We start from the raw sequence: 17,953 nt of genomic DNA, 5'->3' as shown, positions 1-17,953 counted from the left end.
AACCTGCCGAAAATCCGCCGCGCGCTCGATGCGGCCGGCCGGCTGAACGAGGCCATCTATGTCGAGCGCGGCACGATGGCGAACGGCGCCATGACGCCGCTTGCCAGCCGCGACGATGCCGAGGCACCTTATTTCTCGCTGGTCCTCGTCCCCGGTTGGGAAGGAAGACCATGAGTGGGCGTCTTTATGTGATCGGCACCGGTCCCGGCAAGCCTGAGCAGACGACGCCGGAGGCACTGGCCGCTGTCGCCGACGCCCATGAATTCTACGGCTATGGCCCCTATCTCGACCGCCTGACGCTGCGCAGCGACCAGATCCGCCAGGCATCTGATAATCGCGAGGAGCTTGATCGCGCCAAAGCGGCGCTGCAGCGGGCTTCGGCCGGCATCAACGTCTGCGTCGTCTCCGGCGGCGATCCGGGCGTCTTCGCCATGGCGGCCGCCGTCTGCGAGGCAATCGATCATGGTCCTGCGGAATGGCGTGCAGTCGATCTCGTCGTCGTGCCGGGCATTACGGCCATGCTTGCGGTCGCAGCCCGCATCGGCGCCCCTCTCGGACACGATTTTTGCGCCATCTCGCTATCGGACAATCTGAAACCCTGGCCTCTCATCGAAAACCGGCTTCGTGCGGTTGCCGAGGCCGGTTTCGTGATCGCGCTCTACAATCCGATCAGCAAGGCGCGGCCCTGGCAGCTCGGCAAAGCCTTCGAAATCGTGCGCGCCGCACTGCCCGGTGAAACACCTGTCATCTTCGGGCGGGCCGCCGGTCGGCCTGACGAGCGCATGACGGTGGCTCGGCTCGCCGATGCCGAAGCGTCGCAGGCGGATATGGCGACCTGCGTCATCATCGGCTCGGCTGAAACGCGCGTCATAGCCCGCGAAGGGCGCCCGGATCTGGTCTATACGCCGCGCTTCATCAGGGAAGAGGCAAAATGATCGATCCGGCCGAGTGCAGCCTCCACCGTTTCGACCACCGGCAGACCGGCCGCCTCAGCGCGCTCGATCATGATCACCTTGATGCCAAGCAGTCTTGCGGCCTCGATCTTGGCATAGGTCGCCTCGCCGCCGCTGTTCTTGGTAACCACGACCTCGATCTGATGTTTTTGCAGCATGTCGAGCTCATCCGCCAATCGGAACGGCCCTCGACTGTGGATATAACTGACATGAGGCACCGTCAGCAGCGGCTCGACGGGATCGACGCTGCGGACCCAGTAATAGTGTTGCGGCGCCGCGTTCGCCTGATGCGCCTCCTGCCGGCCGGTCGCCAGGAAGACCCGCAAGGGCTTGGCGCCGAGTGCAGCGATAGCCTGCGAAACGCTATGCACAGAAAGCCAGTCATCACCTTCGACCGGCACCCAGGCCGGGCGGCGCAGCGCAAAAGCAGTCACGTCGCATTGGGCCGCCGCTTCCGCAGCATTGGCGGAGATGCGGGCCGCAAAAGGATGGGTCGCGTCGATCAAGAGACCGATTGCCTCTTCCCGCAGATAGCGGGCAAGCCCTTCCGCGCCTCCGAAACCGCCGCTGCGCACCGGAACGGGCTGCGGAGCCGGATCGGCGGTTCTGCCGGCAAGCGACAGGACAATGTCCAGATCGGCGCGGGAGCCGAGGGTTGCCGCCAAGGCGCGGGCTTCCGTCGTACCGCCCAGGATCAGAATGTGGGCCTTGCCCATGGCTGAAACACCTTCAATTCAACGCTGGCTCACTCTTATCGGCATCGGCGAAGATGGTCCAGCCGGGCTCGGCGACGAGGCCAAACGGCTGATCGCCGAGGCACCGGCCATCTTTGGCGGTGCCCGCCATATCGAGTTGATGAGCCCTGTGATCACGGGCGAAACGCATCAATGGCTTTCGCCATTCGAAAGATCTATCGAAGCGGTGCTTGCCCGGCGCGGCAGGCCAACAGTGGTTCTCGCCTCAGGCGATCCCTTCTTGTACGGCGTCGGGGCGACGCTTTCGCGATACGTTCCAATCGGTGAAATGACCGTCATTCCGGCCCCATCCTCCTTCAGCCTTGCAGCATCGCGCTTGGGCTGGCCTTTGCAGGAGACGACGGTTCTCTCGCTGCACGGACGGCCGATCGATCTGATCCGGCCGCATCTGCATGCTGGCCGCAAAATCTTGGTGCTGACGTCTGACGGCAAAGGTCCTGCCGAATTGGCGGCCCTGCTGCAAAGCTCCGGCTTCGGTCAGTCTGAGCTTACGGTTCTGGAGGCGCTCGGCGGCCCGCACGAGAAGGTCACGCGGCAAACTGCAGCTGACTTTGCCCTATCCGGCATCAACGATCTGAATATATGCGGCGTCGAGGTCAAGGCCGAAACAGGTGCGCGAATCCTATCGCTGAGTGCCGGTCTCCCTGATGAGCTTTTCGAACATGACGGCCAGATCACCAAGCGGGAGATCCGTGCAATCACACTCTCGGCGCTGGCCCCGCGTCACGGTGAGCTGCTCTGGGATATCGGAGCCGGTTCCGGTTCGATCGGCATCGAATGGATGCTGGCCGATCCTTCGCTGCGCGCCATTGCCGTGGAAGCATCGACCGAGCGCGCGGCGCGTATCCGTCGCAACGCTGCGAATTTCGGCGTGCCGGGCCTGACCGTTGTCGAGGGAGAGGCACCGAATGCCCTTGCGGGATTGCCTACGCCGGATGCGATCTTCATCGGTGGCGGCGGCAGTGACGCCGGTGTGCTCGACGCCGCGATCGGCCGTTTGAAAAGCGGCGGCAGGCTGGTCGCCAATGCGGTTACGACCGAAATGGAAGCGCTTCTGCTTGCCGAACAGGCACGCCGGGGCGGCTTTCTGATCCGCATCGACATTGCGCGCGCCGCCCCTGTCGGCCGCATGACCGGCTGGCGGCCGGCCATGCCGGTGACGCAATGGTCGTGGACCAAGCCATAATTCAGAACGAGGTATAGCGATGACAGTGCATTTCATTGGCGCAGGCCCGGGAGCCGCCGACCTGATCACCGTGCGCGGCCGGGATCTGATCGGCAAATGCCCGATCTGCCTCTATGCCGGCTCGATCGTTTCGCCCGAACTGCTGCAATATTGTCCGCCCGGCGCACGCATCATCGACACCGCGCCGATGTCGCTTGACGAGATCGAGACGGAATATCTCAAGGCCGCGGCAGCAGGCGAAGACGTTGCACGCCTGCATTCCGGCGACCTGTCCGTCTGGAGCGCAGTCGCCGAGCAGATCCGCCGCCTTGAGCAGCATGGCATCGACTATACGCTGACGCCGGGTGTTCCGGCTTTCGCCGCCGCCGCGTCCGCGCTCGGGCGCGAATTGACCATCCCGGCCGTGGCTCAGAGCCTGGTTCTGACGCGGGTGTCGGGCCGCGCCTCACCGATGCCGAATAACGAGACGCTGGAAAAATTCGGCGTGACTGGCGCAACGCTCGCCATTCATCTCGCAATCCACGCGCTTCAAAAGGTCGTTGAAGAGCTGACGCCACTTTACGGCGCCGATTGCCCGGTTGCGATCGTCGTCAAGGCATCCTGGCCTGACGAGCGGATCATTCGGGGCACCCTCGCCACGATCGAGGAACAGGTGGCGGCCGAACCAATCGAGCGCACCGCCCTGATCTTCATCGGCCGCTCGCTTGCCGCGAGCGATTTCCGCGAAAGCTCGCTCTACGATCCTACCTACCAGCGCCGGTTCCGCGGCCGGCAATAGACCCTTGCCGACTGGTGAGTGAAGTTCAGCGAGGCGTCCGCTTCAGCGACCTGCACCTCATCCCCTCCCACGGACAACTCAGCTTGTCAGAGCTTGCCCGTCAAATAGGCCATGCTCTCCTTGATCGCGGCCACAGGTTCCTTCAGAGCATGCACAGCCGGGGCAAAGGGTTCGAACGAAGCGGGGCCGGCGTAGCCGGCAGAAAGCAGGGCACGCAACTGGCCGACATTGTCGAGGCGGTCGCTGGCATCGACCAGAACGCGATGCGGATCACGCATGTCGGCGACCGCAACATTGGCATCGCTGACGCCGGAAATGTGCACGAGACCCGTCAGCTCGGGGAAGGTTGCGGCCTCGCCGGCGAGGTGATGGTGGAAGGTATCGTGCACGAGGAGGAAGGTGGATCTCGCACCGAGTTCCTCGATGGCATCAGCCGCTTCGCTCTTCAGGCGCAGCGAGCAGATATCGAAGCCGAGCGGCTCGACGAGACCGACAATGCCTGAAGCATCCAGCATCGGCTTCAGGGCCAACAGCGCCTTGCGGAGATTGGCGCGCCGCACCTCCGGCTCGCGGCCGCTGCCGTCATTGACCGGAACGAGCACAAGGGCTTTCGCGCCGCAATCACGGGCATAATCGATCAGCTCCGCCGCCTCCCGGGCACGCTCGTCGTTCCATTCATTGAAGCGCTGCAGCGCATTGATGGAGATGATGGTAAGTCCCTGGCGCTCGGCCAATTCCCTAACGGCTTTCGCCGGAGTCCCGTCAAGTATCGCATTGCCGGCGAGATCGTTGCGGATCTCCACGCTGTCGATTCCGAGCTCTTTTGCAGCGGCGAAAAACGATTCCAGCTTCAGGGACGGCGCGCACATATGATTGAGCGCGAAACGAATGGAACTCATGATGGTCACTCCTCCTCAAGGCATCCGGCCGCGGAGACATTCCAAATCCGCCGCGCCTGCTTTGCGAAGGACTAGCGATATTCCTGCCTTTCTTCCATCGGCTTCAGCCATCATTCCTGATAGAATTCTTGGGACAATGATAGAATTACATCATCCTTGTCAGATGTTTTCCGAAAGGAAGATTTCGAACGGCAGGAAGCTTTGTCCGGGAACGGCAGCTTCGTCGCTCTCGACGGACTTGATCATCAGGCTCATCAGTTCCTTGCAAAGCGCTGGCAGCGGCGTGCCGATCGCCATGGCGACGACATCATCGGCAAGTGCCGCCCTCGATTCCGGCGTCAATTCGTTGACGACGGCAATCAGCTTGCCAGACAGCCGCTCCTCGCGAATGGCGGAAATCGCTCCCTCCATGCCTCCGCCGCAGACGTAGAAGCCAATGAGGTCGGGGTGCTTTTGCAAAAGATCGAGCGTCGCCTCATGCGTGATTTCCGGCGTATCGAGATTGATGAGCGTATCCAGCACCTCGAAATCTGGCGCATTCTCGCGGAAAAAGGACCGAAAACCGATTTCGCGCAACTCATGCCCAAGGAAGCGATGGCTGCCGACAAAGCATGCCACCTTGCCCGGGCGACGCGCCGAACGCGCGATGATCCAGGCAGCGGTACGCCCGACCTTGCGATTGTCGACGCCGATATAGCCCTGACGCGCCGTGGTGGAGAAATCGGACAGCAGGGAAAAGACCGGAATGCCTTTCTCCTTCAATTCGTCAATCGCGGCCGTGACGGCCGGATAATCCGGCGCCACGAGTGCGACCGCCTGGCTTCGGGCGGCGACTATCTTCAGCTTCTCGACAATCGCCGTCGGTGTCGAGGCTGCGACGAAGTCGATCTGGGCGTTGATCCGCGCCGTCGTCACCGCCTGTGCCGCCGCTGCAATCTCCCTGGCGAAAGCCTGATAGAAGGCTTGAACAGGCTTTTGCAGGACGAAACCAAACCGATATTGCGGCAGATCCTCGAAGACGCGCTGACGCAGGAGACCGACGGCATGATAGCCGATTTCCTGCGCCGCCTCATAGACGCGCCGTGCCGTTTCCTCCCGCACGCGATGGCGCCCATTCAGCACACGATCGATGGTGGCGACGCTGACGCCGGACGCCTTGGCAAGATCCGCTATGGTGGGACGACGCATAATCGCTCCTGATGGAATTTATCATCATCGCATGGTCGCGATGATATGTTTTGATAGATTCCATCATTCATGCATTGAGGCAAGCGAAAAGTCGCTCTATCGTTTCCGGCATCAAGGGCGGTGTGCCGCTGCGCATCGCGGGAGGCAGGAATGACGACGATAATCAAGCGTGACTACGATCTGCTCGGCGCAAGCGGCAGGCGAGCGGTGGAAACCGGACTTGCCGCGGCCGAATGGTATCACACGGATATCGCGCGCAAGGACATGAAGGCACTGATGCAGCGCTCGGATGCGCCTGCGATCCGCGACACCATCATCTGGCTCGGCAGCATGGTGATCTTCGCCGCGCTTGGCGTCTACTTCTGGGGTTCGTGGATCTGCGTCCCCTTCTTCCTTGCCTACGGTGTACTCTATGGTTCTGCCTCGGACAGCCGCTGGCATGAATGCGGCCATGGTACGGCGTTCAAGACACGCTGGATGAACGACGCGGTCTATCAGATCGCCTGCTTCATGATCATGCGCAATCCGGTGACCTGGCGCTGGAGCCATGCGCGCCACCACACCGATACCGTCATCGTCGGCCGCGACCCGGAGATCGCCGTCATGCGGCCGCCGGACCTCTTCCGCCTGGTTCTCAATTTCTTCGGCATCCTCGATGGCTGGCATGCGATGGCCGATATGCTGCGCAATGCCTGCGGCGTTGTCAGTGCTGCGGAAAAGACCTTCATTCCCGAAATGGAGCAGCCGAAGGCCATTCGCATCGCCCGCATCTGGCTTGCCATCTATATCGTCACTATTGCGAGCGCCATCGCCATGGGCTCCATCCTGCCGCTGATGCTGATCGGCCTCCCCCGCCTCTATGGCGCCTGGCACCACGTTCTGACCGGTCTGCTGCAGCACGGCGGCCTTGCAGACAATGTCATCGACCACCGGCTGAACAGCCGCACCGTCATGATGAACCCCATCAGCCGCTTCATCTACTGGAACATGAACTATCATGTCGAGCATCATATGTTCCCGATGGTGCCCTACCACGCGCTGCCGAAGCTGCATTCGATGATCAAGCACGACCTGCCGGCGGCCAATCCGTCCATTTGGTCCGGCTATCGCGAGATGATCCCGGCATTCCTGCGGCAATTGCGCAACGAGGACTATTTCCTGAAACGTGAGCTGCCGCAGACGGCACGGCCCTATCGCGAGGAATTTCACAGCGAACTTCCGGCTGCGGCCGCTCAATAAACCGGACATGCAATGGGAGGAAAATCAATGAGCAACTGGATCGAAGTCTGCGCCGCTGATGCGATCGACGAAGAGGATGTCATCCGCTTCGACCATGGTGGACGAACCTTCGCCGTCTATCGCAGCCCCGAGGATGATTATTTCGCCACCGACGGCCTGTGCACCCACGAGAAGATCCATCTTGCCGACGGTCTCGTCATGGACAACATCATCGAATGTCCGAAGCATAACGGCCGCTTCGACTATCGCACCGGCGAAGCCAAGGGCGCTCCGGTCTGCGTCGATCTGCAGACCTATCCGGTCAAGATCGAAAACGGTATCGTTTTCATCGGGCTCTGAGGAGGTAAACATGCCGCATTTCGTCATCGTCGGCGCCGGTGAATGCGGTGCCCGCGCCGCCTTCGCGCTTCGGGAAAAGGGATTTGAGGGCGACATCACGCTGATCGGCGCAGAGCCGCTGGCCCCATACGAACGACCGCCGCTTTCGAAGAGCGGATCGGGCCAGGCGCCGGAACCAAAGTTCGTCGCCGCAGTGCAGCGCTATCAGGAGCAATCGATCGATCTAAGGCTCGATACGACGGTGACGGCGATCGATCCCGTCACCAAGACGGTCAGTCTCGCAGGCGGACAGACGCTCGGCTACGACAAGCTTCTAATTTCGACCGGAGCTTCGGCACGCAACTTTCCCGGTATCGACGGCGCATCCCGTCGTATCCGCGTGCTGCGCACTCATGCGGATGCGATGGCTTTGCATGCCGCCCTTCTCCCTGGGCGGCACATCGCCATCATCGGCGGCGGCTTCATCGGTCTCGAGCTGGCGGCAACGGCGCGTATGCGCGGTGCCGACGTCACCGTTATCGAAGGCCTGCCGCGCGTGTTGAAGCGAGGCGTGCCAGAGGAAATCGCCGAAGCAATTACCGAACGGCACCTCCGAGAAGGCGCCGATATACGCTGCGGACAGATTATCGAAACGGTGCGGGAAGAGGCCGACAAGGCGGTCGTTCACCTGGCGGGCGGCGAAGTGATCTCCGCGGATCTGCTGCTTGTCGGCATCGGCGCCCTGCCGAATGTCTCGCTTGCCGCCGAAGCGGGCATTGCGATCGACAACGGCATTGCCGTCAACGAGCGGCTGGAGACCTCCCTTGCCGACATTTATGCGGCAGGCGACTGCTGCTCGTTTCCGCTGGCGCTTTACGACGGACGACGCGTTCGCCTCGAATCCTGGCGCAATGCGCAGGAACAGGCCAATCTGGCCGTCGCCAGCATGCTCGGAGAAGACAGAGAAATATCCGCCGTGCCATGGTTCTGGTCCGACCAGTATGACCTGACCTTGCAGATCTCCGGTCTGGCGGATGAGGCGGTTACGCATGTGCGGCGCGAACTCGATGACGGGGCATTCATTCTCTTCCATCTCGGGACGGACGGGCGGCTGCTCGCCGCCAGCGGCATCGGACGCGGCAATGCCGTCGCGCGCGATATCCGCCTCGCCGAAATGCTGATCGCCGCACGCGCGCATCCGGATCATGCTGCTCTGGCGGCAAGCAGCGTCAAACTGAAGTCGCTGCTTGCAGCATGAGATCGCCCAAGAGTCGGATGATTTTAGGTCTGTTCGGCCTGTAGCATGATGCCGAAAAGTGCGATCGGTTTTCGGATGACATCATGCTCTACTTCTTTGATTCTAGAGCGGATTCAGATTTTAGGTCGATCCGACCTAAAATCATCCGGCTCTAGGACCTTGACGAAGCCCCTCGAACCATAAATGTCTTCCTGTAACGGCAAACGGGGGAAGCGATGAAGATACTCGGCATTTCAGGCAGCCTGCGGAAAGGCTCTTTCAACACGGCTCTGCTCAACGCCACCGTCGAACTGGCCCCAACCGGCGTCGAGCTGATCGCCCGCACCATCCATGGCGTACCGCTTTATGACGCCGATCTCGAGGCTGCGGACGGTATTCCGGAAAAAGTCCGCGAACTCAAGGATCTGGCTATCGCAGCCGACGGGCTGATCCTGTTTACGCCGGAATACAACAACTCGCTCCCCGGCGTCTTCAAGAACGCCATCGACTGGATGAGCCGTCCCTCGACCGACATCGCAAAGGTCTTCGGCGGAAAGCCGATCGCCGTTCTTGGCGCCTCGCCCGGCAATTTCGGCACCATCCTCAGCCAGAACGCCTGGCTGACGGTACTGCGCACGCTCGGCGCGGAAGCATGGTTCGGCGGCCGGCTGATGGTGTCGCGCGCCGGCAGCGTCTTCGACGCGGACGGTGCAATCCTCGACGAGAAGGTGAAGCACAATCTCGCGGCTTTCATCGAAGGTTTCGGCACATTCGTTGCGGATCGAAAAAAAGGCTGATGCGCGGCTTTCCGGGCGAACCGGAAAGGCAGACATGAAGCCTATGATCGAAACGGCGAATAGCCTAAAGTGAATACGGCGCCGGGTCTCGGCGCTCCCCAGGCCCCGCACATCTTCTTCCTTCGAAAATCATGAAATCCAATAGTACCGGTTACGTCTTCACGCTGTTGGCAATCAGCATATTCGCCATACAGGACGGCATATCCAAGCACCTCGTCAGCGCCTATCCGCCGCTTCTGGTCGCGATGATCCGCTATTGGGCCTTCATGCTTTTCGCGATCGCAATGGCCTCGCGCGCGCCGGGCGGCTTGCGTCGCAACGTGAGAACCGGGCATCCCGTCCTGCAGGCAGCCCGCGGCCTACTGCTTGCCGCGCAGATCGTCGTCGCCATTTCGTCCTTCGTCATCGTCGGCCTTGCCCATTCGCAGGCGATCTTTTCCTCAGGCCCCCTGATGGTGGCCTTGCTGTCCATACCGATCCTCGGCGAGAAGGTCGGCTGGCGGCGATGGCTGGCGATCTGCTTCGGCTTCGTCGGCGTCCTCTTGATCCTGAAGCCGGAAAGCGGCGTCTTCGATGCGCGGTTCCTGGTGCCGCTTATCGGTGCACTACTGTTTTCTCTCTACGTCGTCCTCACCCGCTATGTCAGCCGCGAAGATGGCGCCATGACCAGCTTTTTCTATACGGGCGTCGTCGGTTCGGTCGCCATGAGCTGCATCGGCCCGTTCTTCTGGACGCCGCTGGCGCCACATGACTGGGTCTTCATGGGCATCCTTTGCCTGACGGGCGTTTCGAGCCATTATTTCCTCATCCGCGCCTACGACATGCTCGACGCGGTGGTGATCCAGCCCCTGACCTATCTGCAGCTTGTCTTCTCCGCCATTATCGGCGTCACCATATTCGGAGAAAAATTGAGCGCCCCCATGATTTTGGGCGCGCTCATCGTCGTTGCGGCGGGCATATTCACCATCTGGCGCGAACATGCCTTGGCTAAGGGCCGGCCCAAGGCCGGAAAGGCATAGGTTATGCGTCCATTTGGGCGCGCGGCTGCGCCTCGGTGTAATAGCTCACATACTTCTGCCGGTAGCGCTCCGTTCCGCCGAAATCGCTATAGCGCGGCAGTTCCGACATATCGGTCTTGTTGAGGATGACGCCGAGAATGCGCGAGTTGATCTGCGGCTCCTGTTCCAGCACATCGCGCACCAGATTGGTCGGGGTCGCGCCCCATTCGGTCACCAGCAGGAAAGCATCGACCTGCGGCGCAAATGCCTTCGCATCGATGACGGGACCGAGCGGCGCAAGGTCGACGATGATGTAGTCGAACATCTTGCGCGCATTTTCCATGAGATGCTGCATGCCCTGCGAGGACAAAAGCTCGCTGGTGTGCAGCAGGTGATCGCGCACGGCAACCGGCAGGATGGCAAGCTTGGTGCGTGGATCAACCTTCACGGCATTGGTCCACGGAACCTCACCGAGCACGGCCTCGATCAGGCCGGCATGCGGCGGCGTCTTCAGCGTCCGGCTGAGACCCGGATTGCGCAAGTCGGCATCGATGAGCAGCGTGCGTTTGCCGCTGCTGGCAAGCAGCGCCGCGAAATTGGCCGCCGTCGTCGATTTGCCCTCGCCGGGCAATGCCGAGACGACGCCGATCACACGGTCGGCGCGGCCCTGCAGCATCACATCACTGGCGAGTTTCGCATTTCTCAAGGTTTCCGCGAAGATCGAGCGCGGCGCTTCGACGGATATGCGCATCATGCGCTCGAAAGCGACTCCGTTTTCTCCCTCTTCCGCCGTTAGCGGCTCCGCTCCGGCACCGACCTTGCGCGGCTTCTTCTTGTTCCTGCCCTTGTTCGGCTGGCCGAGCAGCGGCAGATAGCCGAGGAACTTCAATCCGAGAGCAGCCCGCACATCCGCTTCCACACGGAAGTAGCGATCGCGGAACTCCTGGAATGCGGCGACACCGCAGCCGACCATCAGGCCGAGGATGACCGAAAGTGCCATGACGAGCGTCTTCTTCGGGCTGGAAGGTGCCGTCGGCACGCCGGCAACCGATATGACGCGAGCCTTGGCGATCGGGAAGGAGCGCTGCTGGGTCGCCTGCTCGAACCGGCCAAGATAGGATTCATAAAGCGTCTTCAGCGCGGATGCTTTCTGGTTCAGCTCATTCAGGTGAACCAGCGACTTGTTGGCTTCCGAATTCTTGCCGACGACCTTATCGATGCTTTCGCGCAGCGATTCCGCCCGCGACTGCGCGACATCATATTCGTTCTTGTAACTGGCGGTGAGTTGCTGAAGTACCTGGTAGATCTGCCGGGTAATGTCCTGCCGCTCGGCCTTGAGCGCCACGGCTTGCGGATGATTGGCACCGAAATTCTGCGTGACGTCCTGTTCTCGCTTTTCGACCGCGAGATAACGCGTCTTCAGATCCTGCAGCACGGAGTTGTCGGTCGAGCTCGACGAGATGGTCGCGTTCTTGACGGCATTGTCAGGACCTTGGTCGATGATCGACTTATATTGATTATAGCGGGCGGCGGCGCTGGCCGTATCGGCCTGGGCGATAATCAGCTGCTTGTTCAAATCGGAAATCTGCTGTTCGGACATCAACTCGCCGCCGGTCGAGGTCAGGCCGTTGTCGGCCTTGTATTTCTCGACTTCGAGCGAAGCCTCCTGCGCGCGCTGGCGCAGATCATTCAGACGCTCCTGCAACCAGACCGAGGCGCGTTCGGTTGCGTCGAAATTGGCGTTCAGCTGATCGGTCAGATAGGCGTCGGCGTAAGCGCTCGTGACCTTGGCGGCAAGCCGCTTGTCGGTCGAGCTGTAGGAGACGGCGACGACCGAGCTTCGCGTGACGCGCTCGACCTTCAGATTATCCTGCAGAACGGCGGCAACTTTCTGGCGCTGGGCTTCGTGCTGTTCTTGGGGCGTCATCGGCGGGCGGGCAGGCGTGAAGACGCTTGCGATCAGGCCGGCGCCGGATTTGAGCAGGGCTGTCGGCGACATAGGCGGATTGAGCAGAGTGTTGTTGTCGGCAAGACCTGCCGCATCGACGACACGCAGCGCCATCTCGTTCGATTTGAGGATCTCGACCGCACTGGCGATCTCCATGTCCGCCTGCTGGCTGCTGGCGACGGGCGGCTGATCCTCCGCATATTTCGTCATGGTCTCGTCGAGCAATATCTGCGTCATCGAGGTATAGCTCGACGTGGCCGTCAACAAATAGGCGACAGCCAGGATGACAAAGGCGGCCACGGCGAAAATGATGGTGCGGATGCGGCGGCTTACGACCGCCATCAGCCGATCGAGGTCGATGAAACCATCATGCGGCTCCGTTTGCGGAAGAGCGCTGTGGAAAGTGAAGTTCTTCTGATGCATGGCGACCACCTTGTCGGAGAAGCCTGAATGAAAATAGCCATGGCCCGCGGCCTTTCCGGCCGCAGGCCAAATGTGAACAGGCTTTAAGCGGCAGTCATCTGCGCTTCGTGCGAGACGACCAGATTGCGGATCGAGTCATAGACCAAACCGCCGATATCGGCGCGGGCGAGAGCAAAGGCGACATTCGCTTCGATGAAGCCATGCTTGGACCCGCAATCGAACGTGCGTCCATTATAGACCTGGGCATGGAAGGATTGCGTCTCGGAGAGGCGCAGCATGCCGTCGGTCAGCTGGATCTCGTTGCCGGCGCCGCGCTCCTGGCGGGCCAGAATGTCGAAGATCTCGGGCTGAAGGATATAACGGCCATTGAGGTAAAAGTTTGAAGGCGCTTCGGAAGGATGCGGCTTTTCAACCATTTTGGTCACGGCAAAACCATGGCGCACGGTGTCGCCCTTGCCGATAATGCCGTATTTCGAGGTTTCCTCCGGAGCGCATTCCTCGACTGCGACGATATTGCCGCCGACTTCGCCGTAGAGTTCCATCAGCCCGGCCATGCAGCCGCGCAGGCCATAGCAGAGCATGTCGGGAAGCAGCAGTGCGAAGGGTTCGTTGCCGATCAGGTCGCGGGCGCACCAGACGGCGTGACCGAGGCCGAGCGGAGCCTGCTGGCGGGTGAAGCTGACGGCGCCCGGCCGCGGCAGGAGGCGTTCCAGCTCGCTGACCTGATGGCTCTTGCCTGCCCTCTGCAGCGAGGAAATCAGTTCGGGCGTGTCATCGAAGTGATCTTCGATCGCCGACTTGTTGCGGCTGGTGACGAAGACGATGTGCTCGATGCCGGCCTCGATGGCTTCGTCGACGGCATATTGCACGACGGGACGATCGACAATCGTCAGCATCTCCTTTGGCATCGCCTTGGTAGCGGGCAGGAAGCGCGTTCCGTTGCCGGCAACCGGGATGACCGCTTTTCTCACACGACGTTTGGGGTCCATGGCTCTATCCTTTGTTAGAGTGAGGGCCTGCGCCCAGATTGGGCAGAGGGGAGGAAAGTTGAGAAGCAGGCACCGGTTGGCGGATGCTGCGCAGAGATGCGGCCAACCGGCGAAAACGGGCAAAGACGGGCATGCTGAGATGGCGCACCGCGCGCGGATTGAGGCATGCGATCTTCAGCGTGGCTTGCAGTTCGCGCCCCTTGATGCTGTCGACCAGCTTCAGGAATGCGATAACGTCCCTCAGATTGCGGGTGCGTCGCCGTTGCGCGGCAAGGGCGGCAGCACCGAAGGGATGTTCGGCGAAGAATCTCGCATCGGCGGCCAGCATGGCCTCGACGTGTTCTTTCTTTAGAACACGCGAGATCGATCCGTCGCGAATATAGTAAAGGTAGCCCACGCTCGGCTCGACGGCGCAGACGCCGCCCCGGGCAAGGGCGGAGGCGAGGAAAATATAATCCTCGCCGATCCGAAGGGTCTCATCGAAGCGGAGACGATGTTTCTCGACGAAGGCGCGCTCGAAGATCGGCTTCATATAACCGAAATTGTGCTCCGACTGGAAAATCATGTTCGAGGCGATGAATTTCGCCAGTGTCAGCACCGGCATGCGCGCCAGCATCGCCTCCGGAAACATGGGCAGGATCGTTCCGGCGTCCTCTCGGATGACATCGAGATTGTCGACCGCGATCTGCGCATCGGCCTTTTCCGCTCTGGCGATCAGGCGGGCCATGCGATCCGGACGCATGGCATCGTCGGAATCGAGCACGGCCACCCAACGGCCGCGAGCCGCATCGAGCCCGGCATTGCGGGCAGCGCCCGGACCGCCGTTGCGGGCCATGGCGACGAGACGAACGCGCGGATCGGGATGATTGCCGGCAATGTCACGGGTGCCGTCCGTCGAGCAGTCGTCGACGACGATGACTTCCATGCTGACGGCGCCTTGCGCCAGCGCGCTGTCGATGGCGCGCGCGAGCGTTTCCTCGGCATTATAGGCCGCAATGACGAAACTGACGTCGGGGATGAAATCCGTCATTGCGGCGCTTTCTCCAGATTTCCGTATTGCTCGATTTCGCGGACTCCGAAGAGACCGCTGACGACGCCGGCATGCATGATGCCGCGCAAACCATAACGGTGCCGCTTGATGAGGGATGCGAAGAGCAAGGCTGCTACGGCAAAGCAGTAGGCCGATTTCGTGCCCGCGAGCACGATCGCCCGCCAGCGCCCGAAACCACCGGCGGCCTCGAGCAGCATGCGACCGTGCGTCTGCCCCATGCGATAGCGGCGCTTCGACAGCCAGGAAAGTGTCGCGCGCCCGTTGGGAACAGGCTCATAGACCAGCGCGTCTGCGGCGTAGGCGATCCTGCCGCCCGCCTGGTGCATATGGGTGAAAAACTCGGTATCCTCGCCGCCGCTGCGTCCCAGCGCGATATTGAAGCGTCGGCCGGCAAGCGAAGGAGCGCCACGACGCAGCAATACATTGCAGGTATAGCCGGTCCGAATGTCTCCGGCGACCCAGACCGGCAAGGTCGAATGGAAATCGCCTCGCTGCATCCAGGCGGGAGCGACGCTGGCATAGACCGCCCGTACCGGACCGAGAACGGCGTCGGCGCCGGTCGTGTCGGCCATGACGAGCATTTCCGTCAGCCAGTCTTCGGAAGCCGTTTCGTCGTCATCGATGAAAGCGACGAAATCTCCGTTTGCATGATCCAGGCAGGCATTGCGGGCAATCGAGATGTTCGATGCCGGACAATGGACATAGACGATCTCGAAGGGCACGGCCGAACGCATGGCATCGACGCGATCGCGCGCGCTCGGCGTCACATCATTATCGGCAACGATGATCCGGATGATCGTGCCGGCCGGAATGTTCAGCACTGCAAGAGACAGCAGGGTCTGATCGAGTTCCGTCCGCCTGTACGTGCAGACCGCGATATCGATCCTTATCGGGCGCCGATGGACTTGTGTCATGACGCGACCCCGCGATTGCGGAAGCTGAAGACCTCCATCCAGAAACCCATGGACCAGGCGAAATGCATGACCATGGCGGAGATGGCGGCCAACGGCCCATAGGGGTTCTTCTGCCCGAGCGCGATCCAGAAGCCGTAGGCGATGCAGGCCGCGGCCCAGAGACCCACGGGGATGACCGCGATCCAGTTGAGAATGGCCAGGAAAGCGCCGATGAAGATCGGCACCACCGCAAGCGGCAGCATCTGGCGCAGGCTCGGCATGCTGCGATGCTTGAGAATGTTGCGCGCACGCCCGCGGCCGTATCCGAGATATTGCCTGAAGAGCGTCGGGATGCTCGCCCGCGGATAGTAGGTCATGGCCGTCTTGTCGGTCAGCCAGATCCGGTATCCTGCCTTGTGCAGCCGGTAGTCCAGCTCGGCATCCTCGTTATGGCTGAAGGTCTCGTCGTAGCCGTTGACGGCGCGAAAGGCTGCAACGCGCATCAGAGCGTGATGCCCGTGTTCGGCCCAATGGCCCTTGGCGCCCTCGCGATGCTTCGAGCCGCCATTGCCGAGCTTGGAATTCTGCGCCACGGCCGTCGCCTTCTGGAACGCGCTGAAGCCCATGGTGCGCATGGCGACGACGACCGAATCGGCTCCGGTCGCACCGGCCTCCTGAACCAGCGCCTGGCAATAGTCGGCGGGATAATCACCATGCGCATCGATGCGGATGAAATAGTCATAATCGTCGCCGAAGGTTTCGATCGCAAGGTTGATCGCAGCGCTCTGCAGCCGCTTCGGATTGTCGAGCAACAGAATGCGCGGATCCCGCTCGGCAATGCCCTTGACGATTTCGCGCGTGCGATCGGTGCTGCCGCCATCAGCCACGACGATCCTGGCATCCAGATCATCGAGAGCCTGACGGAGCTTTTCGATCAGCGGCTCGATATGTCTTTCCTCGTTGAGGCAAGGAATAATAATGATGCAACGCATATCCCTTGAACTTCCAATCGTCATTGCAATCCACCTCTATTGCGATGCAGTTGCGGTATGGCCTGTGTTTCGGCAATCTGCTCGCTGGCGTGCGTGAGCGATGCCAGCCGCTGCACCAGCCCATGGCAATCGGCGCGATCGACCATCCATTGCTTGCGATCCTGCGACGCCATGGCCTCGAAAGCGGCGAGATATCGCTGCTCGTTCATCTCGCCCAGAAGCGCGGCCAGATGCGCGGCGTCGGCGGCATCCAGCGTGAACCCGATCTTTCGGCCCGCCAGGAATCTTGCCGTCTCGGTGCCGTCGACCGCGATCGGCACGGCACCGTAAAGGCCGCCTTCATAAAGCCGGTTCGGCAGGAGCCAGCTTGAATTCAGGCCCTCCTCGAAGAAGTCGATCGCCCAGGAAAACTGGACATCGCCATAGATCGCGGCGAGATCCTCCGGGTTCTTGTAGGCGCCGGCAAAATGCATGAAGGGAGCATCGCGGACGACGCGATCAAAATCGTCAAATTCGGAATAGGCGGGCCGGCCACGCAGGACAATCTCGAAACGGCCTTGCATCCGGCGAGAGAAATCATCGAGCAGAGCCAGGGATTTGCGGCAGCGAAGCGCGCCGAACCAGCCGATCTTCCATGGCTTGCCGGCAGCGGGCGGCCTTGCATGCGGCGCGGCGGCGCGCGCTGCGGGATCGAGAGCCAGCACCTTGTTTTCGAGCAGCATGATCGGCAGCAGCAGACCGGAGCGCCGCCGGAAATAGCGATCGACGAAGGCCGGGGAGCTGGTGAGGAGCAGCGCGGCCTGCGAGCCGAAGTGACGCTCCGTGGCACGAAGCGCACGACCCACCACGTCGTCGCGCAGCAGCAGCCGGTGGATGTCGAGGCATTCGTACACGATCGGCATGTCGCCGCCGAAGATGGATTTGGCGCGATTGGCCAGGGCCAGCATTTCGAGATTGCGGCCGATGATAACGTCGGGCCTTGCGACCGCGCGCAATGCCTCACGAAGCTTCGCAGCCGACCGCGCGACCGCGGTTACACGCTGGGCGAACTGGGCATCCCGTGTTCTGCCGAGCTCGATCGGCTCGACGCCATGGACAGCGGCCAGCGCGTTGTCATCGCGCCGGAAGCCCGCCAGCGTCACGAGCGCCCCGCCAGCCTGCAGCATCAGCACCCGCCGGCGCACGGCGGGATCGGCGAGATCGTGAACGAAATAAAGAATATGCAGCATCAAAATTTCCGCTTCTGCGCCAGGCCTAGGCCGAGCGCCTCGTGTGCTTGGTGTTGCATCATGACATTGCGACCCGTCGC

At 61.6% G+C, this 17,953-nt stretch carries 17 protein-coding genes and 1 pseudogene; 9 read left to right on the top strand and 9 right to left on the bottom strand.

All coding sequences use genetic code 11. The annotated features are described in order from the left end of the window. Nucleotides 1-174: pseudogene (locus tag Q4Q11_RS11780) on the top strand (precorrin-2 C(20)-methyltransferase); the annotation flags it as partial. Next, nucleotides 171-935 (top strand): precorrin-3B C(17)-methyltransferase, encoded by a 765-nt coding sequence (locus Q4Q11_RS11775; RefSeq protein ID WP_498569584.1) that lies wholly within the window; start codon nucleotides 171-173, stop codon nucleotides 933-935. The pseudogene Q4Q11_RS11780 and the gene Q4Q11_RS11775, both read left to right, overlap by 4 nt. Here the strand turns inward: Q4Q11_RS11775 and Q4Q11_RS11770 are convergent. Next, on the bottom strand, nucleotides 899-1,669 hold the full coding sequence (locus tag Q4Q11_RS11770) for a cobalt-precorrin-6A reductase (RefSeq protein ID WP_498569583.1): 771 nt from the start codon (nucleotides 1,667-1,669) through the stop codon (nucleotides 899-901). The genes Q4Q11_RS11775 and Q4Q11_RS11770 overlap by 37 nt on opposite strands. Between Q4Q11_RS11770 and cbiE the strand changes: the two genes are divergently transcribed. Then, nucleotides 1,668-2,894: a precorrin-6y C5,15-methyltransferase (decarboxylating) subunit CbiE gene (gene cbiE / locus Q4Q11_RS11765; RefSeq protein ID WP_498569582.1), complete on the top strand. Its 1,227-nt coding sequence runs from the start codon at nucleotides 1,668-1,670 to the stop codon at nucleotides 2,892-2,894. The two genes, Q4Q11_RS11770 and cbiE, sit on opposite strands and share 2 nt — an antisense overlap. 19 nt (nucleotides 2,895-2,913) lie before the next feature. Next, on the top strand, nucleotides 2,914-3,672 hold the full coding sequence (gene cobM, locus Q4Q11_RS11760) for a precorrin-4 C(11)-methyltransferase (RefSeq protein WP_498569581.1): 759 nt from the start codon (nucleotides 2,914-2,916) through the stop codon (nucleotides 3,670-3,672). Nucleotides 3,673-3,758: 86 nt separating this feature from the next. On the opposite strand, the gene Q4Q11_RS11755 is transcribed toward cobM, so the two are convergent. Together Q4Q11_RS11755 and Q4Q11_RS11750 are read right to left on the bottom strand one after the other, a co-directional pair. Continuing rightward, a complete protein-coding gene (locus Q4Q11_RS11755) occupies nucleotides 3,759-4,571 on the bottom strand; it encodes a TIM barrel protein (protein ID WP_498569580.1) in 813 nt (270 codons plus the stop codon). Nucleotides 4,572-4,730: 159 nt separating this feature from the next. After that, entirely contained in the window at nucleotides 4,731-5,759 is a 1,029-nt protein-coding gene (locus Q4Q11_RS11750) for a LacI family DNA-binding transcriptional regulator (protein ID WP_112512860.1), read from the bottom strand. 150 nt (nucleotides 5,760-5,909) lie between these two features. Between Q4Q11_RS11750 and Q4Q11_RS11745 the strand changes: the two genes are divergently transcribed. The 5 genes from Q4Q11_RS11745 (at nucleotide 5,910) to Q4Q11_RS11725 (ending at nucleotide 10,369) form a co-directional block, all read left to right on the top strand. Then, nucleotides 5,910-6,998 (top strand): fatty acid desaturase family protein, encoded by a 1,089-nt coding sequence (locus tag Q4Q11_RS11745; RefSeq protein ID WP_112512861.1) that lies wholly within the window; start codon nucleotides 5,910-5,912, stop codon nucleotides 6,996-6,998. Nucleotides 6,999-7,025: 27 nt separating this feature from the next. Beyond that, a complete protein-coding gene (locus Q4Q11_RS11740) occupies nucleotides 7,026-7,337 on the top strand; it encodes a MocE family 2Fe-2S type ferredoxin (protein WP_112512862.1) in 312 nt (103 codons plus the stop codon). A gap of 10 nt (nucleotides 7,338-7,347) precedes the next feature. Then, nucleotides 7,348-8,574, top strand: coding sequence for an NAD(P)/FAD-dependent oxidoreductase (locus tag Q4Q11_RS11735; protein WP_498569579.1), 1,227 nt, complete (start codon nucleotides 7,348-7,350; stop codon nucleotides 8,572-8,574). 215 nt (nucleotides 8,575-8,789) lie between these two features. Further along, nucleotides 8,790-9,350, top strand: coding sequence for an NADPH-dependent FMN reductase (locus Q4Q11_RS11730; protein ID WP_498569578.1), 561 nt, complete (start codon nucleotides 8,790-8,792; stop codon nucleotides 9,348-9,350). Between the two features lie 131 nt (nucleotides 9,351-9,481). Further along, nucleotides 9,482-10,369, top strand: coding sequence for a DMT family transporter (locus Q4Q11_RS11725; RefSeq protein WP_498569577.1), 888 nt, complete (start codon nucleotides 9,482-9,484; stop codon nucleotides 10,367-10,369). A gap of 1 nt (nucleotide 10,370) precedes the next feature. On the opposite strand, the gene Q4Q11_RS11720 is transcribed toward Q4Q11_RS11725, so the two are convergent. The 6 genes from Q4Q11_RS11720 to Q4Q11_RS11695 form a co-directional block, all read right to left on the bottom strand. Then, nucleotides 10,371-12,719, bottom strand: a complete 2,349-nt coding sequence (locus Q4Q11_RS11720; protein WP_498569576.1) for a polysaccharide biosynthesis tyrosine autokinase — start codon at nucleotides 12,717-12,719, stop codon at nucleotides 10,371-10,373. 83 nt (nucleotides 12,720-12,802) lie between these two features. Further along, nucleotides 12,803-13,708, bottom strand: coding sequence for a UTP--glucose-1-phosphate uridylyltransferase (locus Q4Q11_RS11715; protein ID WP_112512867.1), 906 nt, complete (start codon nucleotides 13,706-13,708; stop codon nucleotides 12,803-12,805). Between the two features lie 4 nt (nucleotides 13,709-13,712). Then, nucleotides 13,713-14,738, bottom strand: a complete 1,026-nt coding sequence (locus tag Q4Q11_RS11710; protein WP_498569575.1) for a glycosyltransferase family 2 protein — start codon at nucleotides 14,736-14,738, stop codon at nucleotides 13,713-13,715. Then, on the bottom strand, nucleotides 14,735-15,673 hold the full coding sequence (locus Q4Q11_RS11705; protein ID WP_112512869.1) for a glycosyltransferase: 939 nt from the start codon (nucleotides 15,671-15,673) through the stop codon (nucleotides 14,735-14,737). The genes Q4Q11_RS11710 and Q4Q11_RS11705 overlap by 4 nt, the downstream gene beginning before the upstream one ends. Beyond that, nucleotides 15,670-16,644: a glycosyltransferase family 2 protein gene (locus Q4Q11_RS11700; RefSeq protein WP_498569574.1), complete on the bottom strand. Its 975-nt coding sequence runs from the start codon at nucleotides 16,642-16,644 to the stop codon at nucleotides 15,670-15,672. Before Q4Q11_RS11700 ends, Q4Q11_RS11705 begins: the two co-directional genes overlap by 4 nt. A 20-nt stretch (nucleotides 16,645-16,664) precedes the next feature. Beyond that, nucleotides 16,665-17,873 carry a glycosyl transferase family 1 gene (locus Q4Q11_RS11695; protein ID WP_498569573.1) on the bottom strand — a complete coding sequence of 403 codons (1,209 nt, stop codon included), beginning with the start codon at nucleotides 17,871-17,873 and terminating at the stop codon, nucleotides 16,665-16,667. Nucleotides 17,874-17,953 lie beyond the last annotated feature (80 nt).

The organism is Rhizobium sp. UFLA01-1127 (assembly GCF_059803845.1).
The sequence above is the reverse complement of the archived record's forward strand: the minus strand, read 5'-3'. Positions and strand labels throughout refer to the sequence as shown.

What these genes read in the sequence shown, in the direction of transcription:
- Q4Q11_RS11775 (WP_498569584.1), top strand. Translation starts at nt 171, where the DNA reads ATGAGTGGGCGTCTTTATGTGATCGGCACCGGTCCCGGCAAGCCTGAG.
- cbiE (WP_498569582.1), top strand. Translation starts at nt 1,668, where the DNA reads ATGGCTGAAACACCTTCAATTCAACGCTGGCTCACTCTTATCGGCATC.
- Q4Q11_RS11770 (WP_498569583.1), bottom strand. Translation starts at nt 1,669, where the DNA reads ATGGGCAAGGCCCACATTCTGATCCTGGGCGGTACGACGGAAGCCCGC.
- cobM (WP_498569581.1), top strand. Translation starts at nt 2,914, where the DNA reads ATGACAGTGCATTTCATTGGCGCAGGCCCGGGAGCCGCCGACCTGATC.
- Q4Q11_RS11755 (WP_498569580.1), bottom strand. Translation starts at nt 4,571, where the DNA reads ATGAGTTCCATTCGTTTCGCGCTCAATCATATGTGCGCGCCGTCCCTG.
- Q4Q11_RS11750 (WP_112512860.1), bottom strand. Translation starts at nt 5,759, where the DNA reads ATGCGTCGTCCCACCATAGCGGATCTTGCCAAGGCGTCCGGCGTCAGC.
- Q4Q11_RS11745 (WP_112512861.1), top strand. Translation starts at nt 5,910, where the DNA reads ATGACGACGATAATCAAGCGTGACTACGATCTGCTCGGCGCAAGCGGC.
- Q4Q11_RS11740 (WP_112512862.1), top strand. Translation starts at nt 7,026, where the DNA reads ATGAGCAACTGGATCGAAGTCTGCGCCGCTGATGCGATCGACGAAGAG.
- Q4Q11_RS11735 (WP_498569579.1), top strand. Translation starts at nt 7,348, where the DNA reads ATGCCGCATTTCGTCATCGTCGGCGCCGGTGAATGCGGTGCCCGCGCC.
- Q4Q11_RS11730 (WP_498569578.1), top strand. Translation starts at nt 8,790, where the DNA reads ATGAAGATACTCGGCATTTCAGGCAGCCTGCGGAAAGGCTCTTTCAAC.
- Q4Q11_RS11725 (WP_498569577.1), top strand. Translation starts at nt 9,482, where the DNA reads ATGAAATCCAATAGTACCGGTTACGTCTTCACGCTGTTGGCAATCAGC.
- Q4Q11_RS11720 (WP_498569576.1), bottom strand. Translation starts at nt 12,719, where the DNA reads ATGCATCAGAAGAACTTCACTTTCCACAGCGCTCTTCCGCAAACGGAG.
- Q4Q11_RS11715 (WP_112512867.1), bottom strand. Translation starts at nt 13,708, where the DNA reads ATGGACCCCAAACGTCGTGTGAGAAAAGCGGTCATCCCGGTTGCCGGC.
- Q4Q11_RS11710 (WP_498569575.1), bottom strand. Translation starts at nt 14,738, where the DNA reads ATGACGGATTTCATCCCCGACGTCAGTTTCGTCATTGCGGCCTATAAT.
- Q4Q11_RS11705 (WP_112512869.1), bottom strand. Translation starts at nt 15,673, where the DNA reads ATGACACAAGTCCATCGGCGCCCGATAAGGATCGATATCGCGGTCTGC.
- Q4Q11_RS11700 (WP_498569574.1), bottom strand. Translation starts at nt 16,644, where the DNA reads ATGCGTTGCATCATTATTATTCCTTGCCTCAACGAGGAAAGACATATC.
- Q4Q11_RS11695 (WP_498569573.1), bottom strand. Translation starts at nt 17,873, where the DNA reads ATGCTGCATATTCTTTATTTCGTTCACGATCTCGCCGATCCCGCCGTG.